15 protein-coding genes are annotated in these 14,896 nt (G+C 64.6%); 6 read left to right on the top strand and 9 right to left on the bottom strand.

Annotation, left to right across the window (positions count from 1 at the left end; all coding sequences use genetic code 11):
• Positions 1-58: 58 nt before the first annotated feature.
• The 3 genes from SB764_RS20920 to SB764_RS20910 all read right to left on the bottom strand — a co-directional run bounded on the left by SB764_RS20920 (position 59) and on the right by SB764_RS20910 (position 5,062).
• On the bottom strand, positions 59-1,732 hold the full coding sequence (locus SB764_RS20920; protein ID WP_343665657.1) for an EAL domain-containing protein: 1,674 nt from the start codon (positions 1,730-1,732) through the stop codon (positions 59-61).
• 134 nt (positions 1,733-1,866) lie between these two features.
• Positions 1,867-3,720, bottom strand: a complete 1,854-nt coding sequence (locus SB764_RS20915) for a diguanylate cyclase (protein ID WP_074984890.1) — start codon at positions 3,718-3,720, stop codon at positions 1,867-1,869.
• 214 nt (positions 3,721-3,934) lie between these two features.
• A complete protein-coding gene (locus tag SB764_RS20910) occupies positions 3,935-5,062 on the bottom strand; it encodes a transporter (protein ID WP_321890943.1) in 1,128 nt (375 codons plus the stop codon).
• A gap of 286 nt (positions 5,063-5,348) precedes the next feature.
• Here SB764_RS20910 and SB764_RS20905 point away from each other — a divergent pair, with 286 nt between their 5' ends.
• Complete coding sequence (locus SB764_RS20905) at positions 5,349-5,702, top strand: DUF4148 domain-containing protein (protein WP_065063538.1); 354 nt, start codon at positions 5,349-5,351, stop codon at positions 5,700-5,702.
• A gap of 149 nt (positions 5,703-5,851) precedes the next feature.
• Here the strand turns inward: SB764_RS20905 and SB764_RS20900 are convergent, their stop codons facing one another.
• From SB764_RS20900 to SB764_RS20885, 4 genes are all read right to left on the bottom strand, one after another.
• Positions 5,852-6,715, bottom strand: a complete 864-nt coding sequence (locus SB764_RS20900; RefSeq protein WP_183715385.1) for an anti-sigma factor family protein — start codon at positions 6,713-6,715, stop codon at positions 5,852-5,854.
• On the bottom strand, positions 6,712-7,230 hold the full coding sequence (locus SB764_RS20895; RefSeq protein ID WP_065063534.1) for a sigma-70 family RNA polymerase sigma factor: 519 nt from the start codon (positions 7,228-7,230) through the stop codon (positions 6,712-6,714). Before SB764_RS20895 ends, SB764_RS20900 begins: the two co-directional genes overlap by 4 nt.
• Positions 7,231-7,252: 22 nt before the next feature.
• A complete protein-coding gene (locus SB764_RS20890) occupies positions 7,253-8,074 on the bottom strand; it encodes a hypothetical protein (RefSeq protein ID WP_065063532.1) in 822 nt (273 codons plus the stop codon).
• A gap of 128 nt (positions 8,075-8,202) precedes the next feature.
• On the bottom strand, positions 8,203-8,829 hold the full coding sequence (locus tag SB764_RS20885; RefSeq protein WP_065063585.1) for a LysE family translocator: 627 nt from the start codon (positions 8,827-8,829) through the stop codon (positions 8,203-8,205).
• Positions 8,830-8,960: 131 nt separating this feature from the next.
• Between SB764_RS20885 and SB764_RS20880 the strand changes: the two genes are divergently transcribed.
• Complete coding sequence (locus tag SB764_RS20880; RefSeq protein ID WP_065063530.1) at positions 8,961-9,413, top strand: Lrp/AsnC family transcriptional regulator; 453 nt, start codon at positions 8,961-8,963, stop codon at positions 9,411-9,413.
• Between the two features lie 36 nt (positions 9,414-9,449).
• Here SB764_RS20880 and SB764_RS20875 read toward each other — a convergent pair whose 3' ends face one another.
• On the bottom strand, positions 9,450-10,004 hold the full coding sequence (locus SB764_RS20875) for a hypothetical protein (protein ID WP_110326076.1): 555 nt from the start codon (positions 10,002-10,004) through the stop codon (positions 9,450-9,452).
• A 207-nt stretch (positions 10,005-10,211) separates the two neighbouring features.
• Here SB764_RS20875 and SB764_RS20870 point away from each other — a divergent pair, with 207 nt between their 5' ends.
• Positions 10,212-10,784 (top strand): nucleotidyltransferase family protein, encoded by a 573-nt coding sequence (locus tag SB764_RS20870; protein WP_110326078.1) that lies wholly within the window; start codon positions 10,212-10,214, stop codon positions 10,782-10,784.
• 66 nt (positions 10,785-10,850) lie between these two features.
• Here SB764_RS20870 and SB764_RS20865 read toward each other — a convergent pair whose 3' ends face one another.
• The gene (locus tag SB764_RS20865) at positions 10,851-12,716 is read right to left on the bottom strand and encodes an autotransporter domain-containing protein (RefSeq protein WP_410864720.1); all 1,866 of its coding nucleotides are present in this window, start codon (positions 12,714-12,716) and stop codon (positions 10,851-10,853) included.
• A 588-nt stretch (positions 12,717-13,304) separates the two neighbouring features.
• On the opposite strand from SB764_RS20865, the gene SB764_RS20860 reads away from it, so the two are divergent.
• The 3 genes from SB764_RS20860 to SB764_RS20850 are packed head-to-tail and all read left to right on the top strand — an operon-like array spanning position 13,305 to position 14,523.
• Positions 13,305-13,709, top strand: a complete 405-nt coding sequence (locus tag SB764_RS20860; protein WP_410864718.1) for a hypothetical protein — start codon at positions 13,305-13,307, stop codon at positions 13,707-13,709.
• The gene (locus tag SB764_RS20855) at positions 13,660-14,196 is read left to right on the top strand and encodes a helix-turn-helix domain-containing protein (protein WP_410864716.1); all 537 of its coding nucleotides are present in this window, start codon (positions 13,660-13,662) and stop codon (positions 14,194-14,196) included. Before SB764_RS20860 ends, SB764_RS20855 begins: the two co-directional genes overlap by 50 nt.
• Positions 14,197-14,205: 9 nt before the next feature.
• Positions 14,206-14,523, top strand: a complete 318-nt coding sequence (locus tag SB764_RS20850; protein ID WP_410864714.1) for a hypothetical protein — start codon at positions 14,206-14,208, stop codon at positions 14,521-14,523.
• The last annotated feature ends 373 nt before the right edge of the window (positions 14,524-14,896 follow it).

Raw genomic sequence — 14,896 nt, 5'->3', positions numbered from 1 at the left:
CGGCCGATCAGGGCCGCCCGTTTTTTTGCATCGATCGAAAGCCGCTGAGGTCGCCGGATTACGTTGCTTCGCGCGCTGCCGCCACAACCGGGGCGGGAAACGGCGCCATGCCCGGCCCGCGATACCAGCGCCCGAAATCGTCGGCGGGCATCGGCTTCGCGTAGAAGAAGCCCTGAATCCAGTTCGTGCCGCGCGCGCACAGATAATCGAATTGCGCCTGCGAAGCCACGCCTTCCGCCACGAGTTTCGCATCGAGACTGTGCGCGAGACCGATGATGCTGTCGAGCACCACGGCGCTGCGCTCCTGCGCATCGATGGTCAGCACGAAGCCGCGATCGATCTTCAGGATATCGAACGGAAATTTCTCCAGATACGAGAGCGAGCAAAAGCCCGTTCCGAAGTCGTCGATGGCCACGCGCACGCCGTCGCGGCGCAGCGCCACGAGATTGCGCTGCGCCACGTCGGTATTGCGCACCAGCGAACGTTCGGTGATTTCCAGCACCACCTCGATGCCGCGTCCGCCAATGCTGCGCGTGAAGTTGCGCACGTCGGGCAGCAGCGCCTCGCTCGACAGATGTTCGGGCGCGAAGTTGATACCGAGGTGAAAACCCGGCAACGTCGCCCATTTCATGACGTCCTGGGCAATCAGCGTGAGCAGATGCTGCGTGAGCGGCACGATCACGTGCTCTTCTTCGGCAGCCTGAATGAACTCGTCCGGACGCACCGTGCCGATGCCGGGCCGCACCCAGCGCAGCAGCGCTTCCGCGCCCTCGCAGCGCCCGCTCGCCACGCCGAACAGCGGCTGATATTCGACATGAAATTCGCCCGCGCGGATCGCGCGCAGCAGTTGCTCGCGGCGCGACCGGCGGCTTTGCTGCACGCGATACACGAGCCAGACCAGCAGCGCGGCGAGCAGCGCCGTCCACGGCAGATAGCGAAACAACAGCACACGCCATGTCGCGTTCAACCGTTCGGGCAAGCCTTGCAGACGCAGTTCGATCACGCTGCCGTCCATCGTGCGGCGCACGTCGGCGAGCAGCGGCGCGGATTCCATCGGGCTGTCGCCGCCCGCCTCGTCGCGCGCGGGGTCGCCGCCAGCGGGAATTTCGTGCAGCGCGGGCCCGGTGCCCACGCGCAGCGTCGCCTGCCGGAACTCGTTATGCGGCGCGGCCGCGTGCAGCAGATCGAGCAGATACTGCGAGTCCACCGCCGCGACCACGTTGCGGCCGCCGATGGCGCGCACGGCCACCAGCAGCGCGGGCCGGTTCGCGACAAGCGGCGTGCCCGGGACGATCATCAGCCAGTCGCCGCGCGGCGTGCGCACGTTGCCGTTGAGGAAGGTCTCGACCGCGATCGACTGATTGCCGGTCGCCGACGAGCAGGCGACGTGATCGCTGTCGAGAATATTGAGCGTGCGCACATAGGGCTGCGTCGCGGCGGCGAGCGAGAGTTCGCGCGACAGCGTCTCGCACGGCGCGCCCGCATGCGGCGCGACCGAGCGCGCGGCGTCGCGCGCCTGCTCGACGATCGCCATCACCTGATTGACGACGAAGTTCGAGGCCAGCGCGGCCTCGCTGCGCCCGATGCGTACGGCTTCGTAGCGCGTGAGCAGTACGCAGAGCACGAGCGGCACGCCGGCGGCGAGCGCGATCACCAGCCCGCGCGCGGCCAGCTTCGCGAGCCACGCGAGCATGCCGGGTGCATCGGAAGAACGGGGTGACTGAAACGGCACAGGTTTCTCCGTCGCGACGCGCGAAATGGCGTGAGCCTTGCCGGAACGTTACACCAAGGGACAGAATGAGGAGCGCACACTGCTCCGCAGCCGGGAGACGCGCATGTTCACGGCGATGCCCGAAAACCGCGCGCTCAGGCGCACTCGATGCGGTTGCGGCCGCCCTTCTTGGCGCGATAGAGCGCCACGTCGCTGCGCGAGAGCGCGGCTTCGGCGGCGCTGTCGTCGGCGCTCATCTGCGTGATGCCGATGCTCACGGCGAGCGTGACCGGCCCGGCGACGCTGAGCAGCGGGTCGACGGCGATGCGGTCCTGAATGCGGCGCGCCACGCGGCACGCGCCTTCCACGTCGGCGCCGTCGAGCAGAATGGCGAACTCCTCGCCGCCGATGCGGCCCGCCACGTCGCCCGCGCGCAGATGCGTGCGCAGGATTTCGGCGAAGTGGCGCAGCGCGTCGTCGCCGACCGCGTGGCCGAAGCGGTCGTTGATCGACTTGAAATGATCGAGGTCGCACATCATGACCGCCGCCACGTTGCCGATGCCGCCGAGTCCCTTCATGCCGACCATGCCCGTCACGCCGGCCGCGCTCGCCACGCGGCGCAGCAGCGCGAGCTTCGCTTCCACGCGCGCCATGAAATGACGCCGGTTCGCGAGCCGCGTGAGGCCGTCGGTGGTCGCGAACTCCTGCAACTCGGCTTCGATGCGCTTGCGCTCGGTGACGTCGGTGATAAAGCCGTGCCACACGGTCGCGCCATCGGCGAGACGGCGTGGCTTCGCATCGCCCTGACGCCAGCGCAAGCCCTGCTGCGGCAGACACACGCGATATTCGAGGTGCCACGGCGCGAGCACGGCCGCCGACGCCGCGAACGACGCGCGATACGCATCCAGATCCTCGGGATGCACGAGCGCCTCGATGCCGCTCGCGTCGGCCGCGACCTGCGCGGGCGTCAGTTCGTAAATCTCCGCGATCCCCGCACTCGCATACGGAAACGACACATGGCCGTCGCGCGCCTGATGGCACTGGAACACGAGGCCCGGCACTTCATTCGTCAGATTGGTGACGAGATTCACCGACTCGCGCAGACGCTCGGCCATTTCGCGCATCGAGGTGATATCGGTCGTGGTGCCGATCATGCGCAGCGCGCGCCCGTCCGCGTCGCGCGCCGTCACCTTGCCGCGGCTGCAGATCCACTTGTAGCTGCCGTCTTTACAGCGGATGCGGTGCTCGACTTCGTAGTGCGCGGTGCGGCCTTCGAAGTGCGCCTGCATGGTCGCCTTCACGTAATCGCGGTCGTCGGGATGCAGGCGCAGGAGGCTGTCTTCTACGCGGCTCGTCACTTCGTCGTCCTCGTAGCCGAGCATCGCTTTCCAGCCGGTGGAATAGCGGATCTCGCCCGTGACGACGTCGCGATCCCAGATGCCCGTGCCGCTGCCCGCGATCGCCAGCGCCAGCAGACGCTCGCGCGCACGCAGCGCTTCGACTTCGTCGTGCGCCGGCGGCGCCTGCACCGCGAGCGTGGCGATCACGCGCGCGAAATCGTCGAGGCTTGCGCGCTCGGCGGCGTTCAGCTCGCGCGGCGCGTGATCGATCAGGTAGAGCGTGCCGGGCGAGTCGCCGTTCGCGCCCGCCAGCGGCCAGGCGGCGACGAAGCGAAATGGCAGCGCGCTCGCGCGATTAAGACAGGCCTGCCAGGCCGGATCGCCCGCCACGTCGCTGACGACGATCGGTTCGCTCGCGAACGCGCCCGTTTGCGCGCCGCCAAGGCGTTCGGCGCGCTGCAGTTCGAGCAGCGCGTCGCGCAACGGTGCATCGACGCCCTCGCCCAGCCACGCTCCCGCGTGCGCGTCGTCACGCATGTGGCCCGGCAGCACGCAGGCGGAAGCCACGTTGAAGTGGCGCGCGATCACGCGCATCAAGGCGTCGAGCGGGGCCTCGCGGGCGACTTCATGAAGGGCTTCATGAGCAGGCGGCAACGCGCCATCGTCCATGCCGCGCACGCGCGCGCCGCCGCTTTTGGAGGCAGCGGGGGCAGTCGCGGATTCGACGGATGGCGGAGGGACGGCCATAGCGTTAGCACACAGACTGGAGGGGTGGAAAGGGTCAAAACGGCGCGGGGCCGACGGTTCGAGCGCGTAGTATAAGGCCTCAAATAAAGGCCTCAATTTTCGCCGCCAGTCCGCGCGCGCGTTATGGCACGCGCGCCTAGCTGTCGCCGCGGCGGCGGAACACCCACCAGCCGAGCAGCGCCGTGAAACTCGCCACCACCAGCACCATCAGCCAGAAGCCGTGCCGGTTCTCGGCGAGCGGAATGCCGCCCACGTTCATGCCGAAAAAACCCGCGACGATATTGATCGGCAAGGCGAGCACGGTCACCAGCGTGAGCGTGAAGAGCGTGCGGTTGTTCTGCTCTTCGAGACGCGCGGCGATCTCTTCCTGCAGGAGCTTGATGCGCTCGACCAGCCCCGCCATGTCGCCGAGCACGAGCGAGAATTCTTCGGTCGCCTCGCGCAGATCCTGCACGTCGGGCGATTGCAGCCAGCGCGGCGGACGCGCGAGCAGACGGAAGATCGAGCCGGGTTCGGGCGCGAGCATGCGCTGCAATCGTACGAGGATACGGCGCATGGCGGCCAGTTCGTGTCGGCTTTTCGAGCGGCGCGAGGCGAGGAACTGATCTTCGGCGCGATCCACGTCGATGCTCGTGCGGCGCACGATTTCCACCATCAGGTCGGCCTGATCGCGCATCAGATGAATCAGCAGTTCGGCGGGCGAGCGGAACGTCTCGCCATTGCGCACGTCGCCGCGCAAACGGTCGATCGAGCGCAGCGGCTTCATGCGCGCCGTCACCAGCAGGCGTTCGTGCGTATAGGACCAGAGCGTGGCGATCTGCGAAGGCGTCAGCTCGAAATCGAACATCACGTCGTTGACGACCGCGAACAGCGCGCCGTCCATGTGTTCGATACGCGTGGAATGCGAGCCTTCGACGAGCATTTCGAAAAAGCCGTCGGGCAGATCGAGATGCGAGCGCATCCACGAGGCGCTCGCGGCATGCGCGAGATTGAAGTGCAGCCAGTAGAAGGCGCCGTCGTCGGCCGGATTGGGCTCGGGCTGCACAGGCGCGCAATCGGGCGTGGCGAGATCCGCATTCTGGCGCGCGGCGGCGGCAAGCGCCGCCTCGGCGGCCTCGGCGGCCAGGGCGCGCGCATGCTGAAGCCCGCGCAGCACTTCCTCGCCGCTGACGGGCTGGCCCGGCTGGCCAGGCGTGAAGCGGAATCCGCATATCAGGCCCGACATGTCGGCGCCATAAGTTGCAATGGACGAAGCGAGATCCATGGTCGTGTGGCCGTTTGATCGCCGCAAGCATGCCACACGGGTGCTTTCGCGGGCAAGCTTGCACGCGCTCAAAGACACAAAACCGTCACATTTCGCCGATGTCCCGGCCAAACTCCGAGGCGCGTTCCGCCGAGTTTGCCGACCGCCCCGCTTACATCGCTACACGAAGATACACACGCGAACGGAATAGCACGGCGCGCCATGCGTTCATCTCCATGCAGGCCGACATGAATCCAACACGATCGATTCCGGTCACGCACCAACCTCACATTATCAGGAGTTCGAAATGTCCATTCGCCACGCCATGTTCGCCACCTTCATCGCGCTTGCCTCCGTGGGCGCCGTCACGCAAGCCTCGGCACAAGGCCTCACGCGCGCCGAAGTGCGCCAGCAGTTGATCGAAGCCGAAAACAACGGCTCGCGTTTCGTGACCGATGCGTCGTACCCGGACGTGAGTCCCGTGTTCGCGCAGCAAGTGGCCGCACAGCAACATCAGCAGCCGCCGCGTGTCGCGCAGACCGCGGCCGATCCCGTCGCGCAAAGCGGCATGGGCATGCCGATGCCCGGCACGAGCGAGTCGGGCGCGCCGCAAATGTGCGTCGGCCCGGCGAGCTTCTGCAATATCTATCAGGGTAGCTGAGCGCAGAGAAGACGCTGTTCGACACCGTGCAACGCCGACGCCCCGCTCTCGATGAGCGGGGCGTCGGCGTTCGCATGCGAACCATGACGCGGCAAGAGCGGTGCGGGCAATCCGCACCGCTACGTCATGAATACCGCGTCAATAGAGCTTCAATGCGGCGTCAGTTGCGAATAGACGTCGTGCGCGAGTTGCAGCATCACCTTGTGGTCGATGCCGCCGGACAGCGCGTAGCCGAAGTCGCCGTCGATCCAGTAGAACACGCTCACGGGGCCATCCTCGTAGAGCTTGAACGCCGTGGTGTTGCTGCTGGTCTTGCGGTGCGAGATGCACAGCGTCACGCGTTCGCCCTGCGCGTTGTGATACATGAACTGCGCGACTTCACCGTCGGGACCGGGCAGCAAACGGCCGCCCGCCAGCTCGAAACCGCTTTTCGCGAGCATGGGCGGATGCACGTCGGTGCCGAGCCGGTTCGCGAGCCATTGCACGAAGTCCTGCTCCTGATGGCTGCTCATGGTGTCCGGACGCCCGACTTCTGGCATGTAGACCACATGGGCGAGCGCGGCTTCGTGGACGAAGCTCATCGTCGTGTCGGCGCTCGCGGTCTGCTGATCGCCGCGACCGGCAGTACCCGGCATGAATGCCGCGCCGTAATGCGTGCCCCAGCCGATCCCCACGCCCAGCACCAGCGCGGCCGCCATGCCCGCGTATTTCGGCCAGTTGGCGGCCGCGCGCACGGGCGCTTTCAGCGCTGGGTTCAGCGTTCTGGTCGCGTCCACGCGCGCGGCAGGCGCTTCGCTCGCCGCGCGCAGACGCGCGGGCACCGGCTCGCTGAGCAGGCTGTCGAAGCGCTCATGCAGCAGGCTGTTCAGCGAAAAGAAGTCGCCGACACGCGCGGCGAGGTCGGGATTGCGTTCGAGCTCGCGCTCGACGTCGGCGCGGCGCGCTTCCGAGAGCGTGCCGTCCACGTAGGCGTGGATTTCGTCTTCGGTCACGGGAATTTGTTGCTCGCTCATCGCACCACCTTCAGATTCGCGCGCGGCACCGCGCCGGCCATGAGCGCACGCAGGCGCTCGCGTCCTCGCGACAGCCGCGACATCACCGTGCCGATGGGGACGTCCAGCGCCAGCGCCACATCGGCATAACTCATTTCTTCGAGGCCCACCAGCAGCACCACTTCACGCTGTTCGACCGGCAGCCGCTGCAACGCGAAGTCGAGATCGCGCACTTCGAGCGCGCCGGTCTGGGTCGCGGGCACGGCGTAGTCGGTTTCGGGCACGCTGTCGTCGTCGACGGAGACATGCGTGCCGCGCGCCGCCGACTTGCGCACCTGATTCACGAAGATGTTGTGCATGATCGTGAACAGCCACGCGCGCAGGTCGGTGCCCGCGCGGAACAGCTCGGTGCGCGCGATTGCGCGTTCGAGCGTGTCCTGCACGAGATCGTCGGCGAGCTCGCGGTTGTTGATCAGCGCGCGCGCATAGCGCCTCAGGCGCGGCACGTGATCGATCAGTTCGTCACGGATGTCCATGTTGCATCCTTCTCTGCCCTCTTTATTCGTGCGTGCGGCGCTCGCGACGCGAGGCGCCCTGCTGCGTGGCGACGTCGGCGGCGCGCATCAGACCGTGCGTCGCGGCATTGCCCGCGAGCACCCAGCGCGTGCCGTGCGACGTCCAGCCGAGCAGACGCAGCGCACCCACGCGGCGCGCGCTCCACTGCGGCGCGTCGGCCGCGAACCAGGCGCGCGCGCCCAGCAGCACGACCGGTTCGCCGTCGCCATTTTCGTAGACGTAGCGCGCGGCGCGCGCAAACGGACCCAGCTCCATCTTGCCCGCCGACACGAGCCGCAAGCCCGCCGAGGCCAGATCGAACGGCGCGGCGTCGGCGGCTGCATCGACGTGATAGATGTTATCGACGCTTGCGCCTTCATGGGCGTGATCGGCGCCGATTGACGCGGCCGGAGCCGCTTCCATCAGCGCCATGACGGCCGCGTTGTTCAGCGTGTGGTCGTCCGGTTCGGTCAGCGCCAGCCAGGCCGCGCCCGCCGCGAGCATCGCACACACCAGCGCGAGCGCGGCGGCGCGGCGGCGCCAGACCGCGCGCAGACCAAACCCGGCGCGCCGCGCCGGCATGCCGGACTGCGTGCCGGACTGCGTGCTCGCCAGGGCCGGATGCGACGCTGCGGCCGCGTGAAACGAGCGGCGCATCTGCGCATTGAGACGCCGATAGAACAGGATCCGATGCCATTCGCCGGGCCGCCGTGCCAGATAACGCCGCACGCGCGCGGCGTGCTCGCCGGCCAGCGAGCCGTCAGTGTAGGCCTGAATATCGGCCTCGGACACCGGCCGCTCGTCGGGCGGCCCTTGGGAAACCATGATCGTCGGCCTGCGTGGATGGAGATAATGGACTAACAGGCGGCCCGGCGATTTATTCCGGGCGGGGGCGAGAAAGGCAGGGACGAGGACGGGGAAACAGGAAGGAACCGCGTGGATTCAGCGCAGATTCAGCGCGTGAAGGCGAACACCTGCTCCGCGAACAGCAGCACGGCGACGAGGATCATCGCCACGCCCGACAACTGGCTGACGCGGCGCGCCGCGGCGGGCCGCGTGCCGAGCACGGCCTTCGAGCCGAACCCGACCACCGAATAGACGGACGCGCAATTGATCATATGCAGCACGCCCAGCGCGACGATCTGCGCGGACACCGACCAGCCGGCGTCGCGGCGCGTGAACTGCGGCAGGAGCGCGACGAACAGCAGAATCGCCTTCGGATTGAGGCCGCTGATCGCGAAACCGCGCATCGACCAGCCCCAGCGGCTCTGCCGTCCCGTTTTCGGACCGTCTTCCTGGCCCGCCGAGAGTTCGGCCGGATGCATCACCGTGCGTACGCCGAGCCACAGCAAATAAGCGCCGCCGACCACCGTCAGCACCGAAAGCAGCGCGGGCACGCTCGTGACCAGCGCGCCGACACCGGCCGCGACCACCAGCGTGATCGCGAGATAGCCCAGCAACATGCCGCCGACGGCCGGCGCGATCACGCTGCCGCGCAAACCCGCCGAAATCGCGTAGGCCCAGTCGGCGCCCGGCACCATGACGAGGGAGAACGAAACGATCCAGAACGCCGTCAACATGCTCACTTCCACTGCTGTACTTCCGGTAAGACGGGCGCCACCGCCCGAGGGCGCAAATCTTACGGTTTGCGCACCGGAATGTGCTCCCTATTTCTTGCCAGTCGGCGTCCTCAGGCGCTAATATTTCTCACATGGATGCCATTGACCGCAAGATTCTTGCCGAGATTCAGCAAGATGGACGACTTTCAATCACGGAACTCAGCGAACGCGTGGGCCTGAGCCTGTCGCCGTGCCAGCGCCGGCTGCGCGCGCTCGAGAGCGCCGAGGTCATCAGCGGCTATCGCGCCACCATCGACCCCGCCACCGTCGGGCTGAATTTTTCGGCCATCGTCTTCGCCACCTTGCGCGAGGGCAGCAGCGAGAACGTGCAGTCCTTCGAGGACGCGCTCATCGACATTCCGGAGATCACGCGCGCCGAACGCCTGTTCGGCGAGCCCGACTACATGCTGCACGTGGTCACGCGCGACCTGAAGGCGTTCCAGACGCTCTACGACCGGCGTCTGCTGCCGCTGCCCTGCGTGCTGCGCCTCACCTCCACGCTCGTCATGAAGAGCATTTTTCAGGACCGGCCGCTGCCGTTGTGAGGCGGCGTGCTTTCTCGCATGCGTGCGCGATGGCTTTTAGCGCGTGTGAATCGTGATCTGGAGTTCAGGGATGCGCTTGCGCAATCGGGCGACGAGCGCCGCGACTTCGGTAGCGTCGATTGCGGTTTCGGTGGTGAAATCGATGGTCGTGCCGGTCGTATTCGTCGCGCCCAGCAACGCGGCCGGGCCGGATGGCTGACCGTATCTGAAGCTTTGCGACCAGACCTCGCCTTCTCGTCGACTGGTGAATCTCAGCGCCGGGCAGGCGAAGTTGGCAACCGAAGGACCGAGTGAGCCGTGGTCGCCCCAGATCAGTTCCTGGAGTATGGCGTTGTCGTGCTCGTTCGACGACAGACACGGATAGAAGCCGGTCAGCGCTCGCTCGGCGTGGGAAATCGTATCGCCCAGATCCGGCGTGAGTCGCATGCCTCTGCCTGTGTCGGCGAGTTGGCCTTCTGTGCCGTTTAGCGTCAGCACGACGCTCAAGCCCGGCGCGCGGCTATATTCGACAACGCTTAAAGCAAGCAGTTGTGCACACACTTCGGCTGGCGAAAGATGCCGCGAAATAAAGAGCAGGTCGTTGTGATGCATCGTCGACTCACGCGCGCTGGACACGATGCATTGTCCGCGTTCTGTGCGGCGCTGTCGATTGAACGAAAATGGTGTTGTTCGATTATGCGAATGGGTTGCTCAAGCATGCGCGATCTGGAAGTCGCACAACGCGCGCTTTTGTAATGCCCGAATTATTCTTCACTACTCGTTGTCGACGACAACGCCACCGCAGCAGCGCGAAAACCCATGAACGCCGTTCAAAAACTCGACCTCATCGAGGTGATCCAAAAGAACCCCTGGAACACGCTCATTCTGAATCGCGCGGGCGATCTTGGCGTCGACGACTGGTGGCTCACTGCGGGCTGCATTGCGCAGACCGTCTGGAACTTCACGTGCGAGCGAGAGATTCACGCGGGCATTCGCGACTACGACTTGTTCTACTACGACCGCGACACGTCATGGGACGCGGAAAACGAAGTCATCTGCAAGGCGAAAAAACTGTTCTCCGATGTTCCCGTAGAAGTCCAGATCCGCAACCAGGCCCGCGTGCCGTTATGGTATGAAAACAAATTCGGCATCCCGTTCGGCCCGGTCGCACAAGCCTCCGACGGCATAGATCGATTCCCCTGTGCAACGGTCGCAATCGGAATCCGCCACCAGAACAATCGGCAATTCGAAGTCCATTGCCCCTTCGGCCTGACGTCGCTATTCGAAGGCACGCTAAAGCCCAATCGCGCACTGCCGATCCCGGCGGTCTACGCCGAAAAAACCGCACGCTGGAAGCGCGAATGGCCGCATCTTCGCATCGAGCCATGGTAGGACGAGCGCCAACCGAAGCGCTCGCCCATCCGCCAAAAACAGGCTCTGGCGAACTCGCAAATAACTTCAAAACCGCCACGCCAGCCGCCCGGAAATCGCATTGTCATGCGAGCCGCCGCCATACTGCCCGCTATACGCGACGCCCAGCGTCAGATTCTTTGCGACGCTCGCATCCAGGCCCAATTCGACCACCGCCGTATCCCGCGCGATCGGCACACCGGCCACCGAGAACGCCGACCCGCCATCGATAAACGCCAGTGTCGAAGTCGGTTGCGTATTGCCGAACGCATGCCGCCAGCCCGCCATCGCATGCGCGCTCACGCTCGCGAGCGGCAGTTCGCCGAGCCGCGTCGCCACTCGCAGACCCAGGGTCGAGAAGCCGATATTCTCCGTATCGCCCTGAGCCCGCAGCGCGCTCTGACCGCCGTTCTCCGAAAAGCCGTCGCTATGCAGATTCACATACGCCAGCCCGGCGAACGGTTCGACCGCGAAGCGATCGAACGGCACCGCGTAGCCCACTTCGCCGAACACCTGCGCGGCCTTCGCGTCGTAGTTCGCGCTGTCGTGATCGGAGAAGCCCGTGAAGGCCGGATAGCGATCCTCGCTCGCATCGTTCCAGGTGTACGCCGCGCCGAGCCGCACGCCGATCGGCCCGTACTGCGCGCCGCCGTACATCGCCACGTGATACGTATCGACCGATGCCGACGAGTTCAGCCCGTTCTCCAGCGAGCTGTGCGCAAAGCCGCCCGCCACGCCCACACGCCACCGGTCGTTCAGCGCCATATCCGCGCCGCCGATGAAACCAGCCGTGGTGCGGTCGAGGCCCGCGGCATTGGCGTCGCCCGCCAGCCGGCTATCCGCGCCGTAGCCCTGCGCCCAGACCACCGGCTGATACGGCGTGCTGTTCGCGCACGCGCCCTGCGAACCGCCGTGCACGCTGTCGCCCGACATTGCGCCTTGCGAGAGACGCGAATCGCACAGCGCCGGTCCCGACGACAGCGCCCCAAGCGGCCCGTCGGTCGGCGCGAGACCCTGACGCAGGCGGTCCGTGACCGCGTCACGCAGATAGCGCGTATCGAGCAGGAACACCGTCTTCGCATCCGAGATCAACTGGCCGTCGATCATGTTGTAGGCCTGGCGCGCCGTGGCGGCATCGGTCGCGAGGATCGACTGATACAGCGGGCCCGTCGTCGAGAGCGAGGCCACCGCCGTCGCCACGCTGCTCTGGTTCGGCGTCACCGCCACCGACGTGAACGGCTGGTCGTTGCGCGTGAGCGTCAGGTTGACGGTGTTCGGCGTATAGCTCAGCGACGGCGTGAGGAACGCGAGGTTCGAACTGACGCTCTGGAACGCGCCGCTCACGCCGCCCGCCGCCGTGAGGATCGGATACTGCGTCTGCGGCGACCAGGCGCCCTGGCCCGCGAGCACGCTGACCGCGCCGCCGTTGAGCGTCGCCGTGCCCGTCGCTGCGATCTTGCCCGCCTGGGTCGGCGTGGCCGCGACCTGGTAGTTCGATCCCGATTCGAAGGTCACGTTGCCCGCCACGTTCAGGCTCTGGCCCGGCGTGAGCGCCGCCGCGGTACCGCCGCTCTGCACGATCAGGCCGCCGACGGTGCCGGTGCCCGTGAGCGTCGCGCCGTTCTGCACGGTGGCCGTCGAATTGGCGGTCGAGCCGCTTACGTCGAGCGTGCCGCCCGCGACCGTGGTCGGGCCGCTATAGGTGCTGGTGCCGCCGAGCGTAAGCGTGCCGCTGCCCGACTTTGTCACCGAGCCCGTGCCCGTGAGCGAGCCCGCATAGCTGCCGCCGCCGTTCACGGTGAGGCTCGAACTGCCGAGCGAGACGCTCGAACCGGACGCGCCGTCGAGCGAGCCCACCGTCACGGCGAGCGGCGCGCCGCCGGTCGTGCCGAGCGCGAGCGTGCCGCCGTTCACGGTCAGGCCGCCGGTGCCCAGCGCCGTGTTCGAGCCGACCGTGAGCGTGCCGTCGTTGAGCGTCGTGCCGCCGCTTTATGCTGGCAACAAACCACGTAAACGCAACAAATTCATAAGGTTACGCGAGAATTCCGGCAAAAAATAACATGCCAACCACTGCGTATCGACGCCAATAGAATCAGATACTTACATGGGGTTTTAAACACTCAACCGACAATTAGCCGCTCGAATCGGAGACGCAAATTTCCAGGCGCAACGGGCGTCCTGCGCCCTCGTCGGTATGGGGGAAACTTCACGCGTGAATTTGACGCATAGTCGTCCTTGATAGACACCGACGCCAAGACAAGGGGCGATGATCGACGAAATTACAAGTCGACCTCGCGGAAGCCCAAATAGTGTCTCCCTGCGCGGCCAGACTCAATGCGTCCGGCATAATTTACCGACATCTCAACACACAAAACGGAATTCGGTTACATTTCGTCACATTCAGAGATTGCAATTACGTCGGCCACAACACGCGCGAACCGGTCGCGAACGTTTATCCGTGGGCGAGCGATCACAAATATGTGCTAAAGTTCGGGCGAAATTGTGCGTTATACCTACAATGAAATGGTTGACCCGAAGACGGGTCGGGGCGTGTTCACGGAGCGTTACGAGAAGCTCGGAGAAAAGGGGCAGGCCGCCTGTGATGCACGAATGATGTATTTGCGAGATCAGCCTCCGCCGATGTGGGTCGATCCGTACGCGAAGAAGTTGGATTGGAAGATCGATGACAAATGCAAAGACATCTATGAGATCAGGTTCAAAGCTCACGATCTCCAGCAAAGGCCAATGGGCTACTTTGGTCCAGCCGACGGGCAGTTTACGATCGTCATCTGGGTTACCCACAAAGGGAAGCAGTACAGCACAAGCAACTTTTGTGAAGTCGCTCGGACACGGTGGAATGCCGTTCGTGGAGGAACTGCAACCGTTAAAGAGATCGAGGTCGACTAAACCGAGTACAAGGCTACTAAAGCTCCGGTCGAAGACCTATCGATCAACGTTTGCGAAATCTGTTGCAGGCAATCAAATCGCTACGCAAATTCGTTTGCTACGAGAATCTGCCGGACTCTCGCAGGCCGAAATGGCTAAAAAGCTGGGCACGCGGCAAAGCGCCATTGCGAGGCTTGAAGATCCTGATTATGGAAGGCAGTCTTTGACGGTGCTTCATAAGATCGCGCAGGCGTTCGATGTCGCCGCGTGGATCGAGTTCGTCCCTTATTCGACGCTATTGAGACGCACCGCAGACCTGTCACCTGCCGCCCTTACCCCGAAGCCGTATACAAGCGAATTCGATGAGAGTGGCGAACCCAACACTTCGGTCGACGTAGTTTTTGATGGAAGCGTCATTTGCAAATCAAACTACGTTACATCGACCGCTGGGTCTATCTATATTGCAGGGAATGCTGGCATGCCACCACTTGCCATCACCAAACTCTAAGGTCACCTAATGGATAAAATTCTTACATCACAGGAGAACGGCGTAGAAGTCAAGGTCGAAATACCTGACAATACGCCGCGATACTCCGTTGACGGATTTGGACCCGCTCTTTTCGGATTCCCAAACACTACCTTGGCTGTTTATCAACAACAGCTGGCAGATCCGGCAGAGAAGGTACAACATCGCAAAGTGGTTTCATTGCTGACCATCCCGACGATCGCCATCCTAGAGCTCGCCGATAACATTCGAAAGACGATGAGCGAAAACAAGATTGCTGTAGAGCATGCGCTCGACCAAATGAAGAGCATTGTTAACGGCAAAGTCTAACTAAAAACCGCATCGAGTGATCGGCCGTGTATCAAAGCAAGTTCTATGGCGGCAACGCGTGGCGCGGGCCGCACACTTGGTGCTTTCGCGACGTCCGCATGGTCGTCGGCTCGCCGCAGCATGGCTGCGCCTACTTCGAGCGCGCTTACGATTCAGTGGAAGAGAGAGTGGAACGGTTCAGGAAGCGGCGCGGGAGTGCGCGCTGTGAGGCGGGGTAAATCGACAGATAAACGTTTCGAAAGCTTTGCGAAAGGTTTATGTCCTGATAGCGTGTGGTCTGGCTGCGGTCCCGACACTCCCGCATCCACTGGCAAGTAGCGCCAGGAGACTCGCACTAGCCGCCGCACCTGAACAATGCGGCGGCTTTTTTTCG

This window comes from Paraburkholderia sp. SIMBA_027 (assembly GCF_046535315.1).
Taxonomy (GTDB): Bacteria; Pseudomonadota; Gammaproteobacteria; order Burkholderiales; family Burkholderiaceae; genus Paraburkholderia; species Paraburkholderia tropica.
Note: the sequence above shows the minus strand (reverse complement) of the source record. Positions and strands in the feature narration are given on the sequence as shown.

Excerpts from the sequence above, each read along its gene's own strand:
- SB764_RS20910 (WP_321890943.1), bottom strand. The coding sequence starts at position 5,062 with ATGGATCTCGCTTCGTCCATTGCAACTTATGGCGCCGACATGTCGGGC.
- SB764_RS20885 (WP_065063585.1), bottom strand. The coding sequence starts at position 8,829 with ATGTTGACGGCGTTCTGGATCGTTTCGTTCTCCCTCGTCATGGTGCCG.
- SB764_RS20890 (WP_065063532.1), bottom strand. The coding sequence starts at position 8,074 with ATGGTTTCCCAAGGGCCGCCCGACGAGCGGCCGGTGTCCGAGGCCGAT.
- SB764_RS20880 (WP_065063530.1), top strand. The coding sequence starts at position 8,961 with ATGGATGCCATTGACCGCAAGATTCTTGCCGAGATTCAGCAAGATGGA.
- SB764_RS20895 (WP_065063534.1), bottom strand. The coding sequence starts at position 7,230 with ATGGACATCCGTGACGAACTGATCGATCACGTGCCGCGCCTGAGGCGC.
- SB764_RS20905 (WP_065063538.1), top strand. The coding sequence starts at position 5,349 with ATGTCCATTCGCCACGCCATGTTCGCCACCTTCATCGCGCTTGCCTCC.
- SB764_RS20915 (WP_074984890.1), bottom strand. The coding sequence starts at position 3,720 with ATGGACGATGGCGCGTTGCCGCCTGCTCATGAAGCCCTTCATGAAGTC.
- SB764_RS20850 (WP_410864714.1), top strand. The coding sequence starts at position 14,206 with ATGGATAAAATTCTTACATCACAGGAGAACGGCGTAGAAGTCAAGGTC.
- SB764_RS20855 (WP_410864716.1), top strand. The coding sequence starts at position 13,660 with ATGCCGTTCGTGGAGGAACTGCAACCGTTAAAGAGATCGAGGTCGACT.
- SB764_RS20870 (WP_110326078.1), top strand. The coding sequence starts at position 10,212 with ATGAACGCCGTTCAAAAACTCGACCTCATCGAGGTGATCCAAAAGAAC.
- SB764_RS20875 (WP_110326076.1), bottom strand. The coding sequence starts at position 10,004 with ATGCATCACAACGACCTGCTCTTTATTTCGCGGCATCTTTCGCCAGCC.
- SB764_RS20900 (WP_183715385.1), bottom strand. The coding sequence starts at position 6,715 with ATGAGCGAGCAACAAATTCCCGTGACCGAAGACGAAATCCACGCCTAC.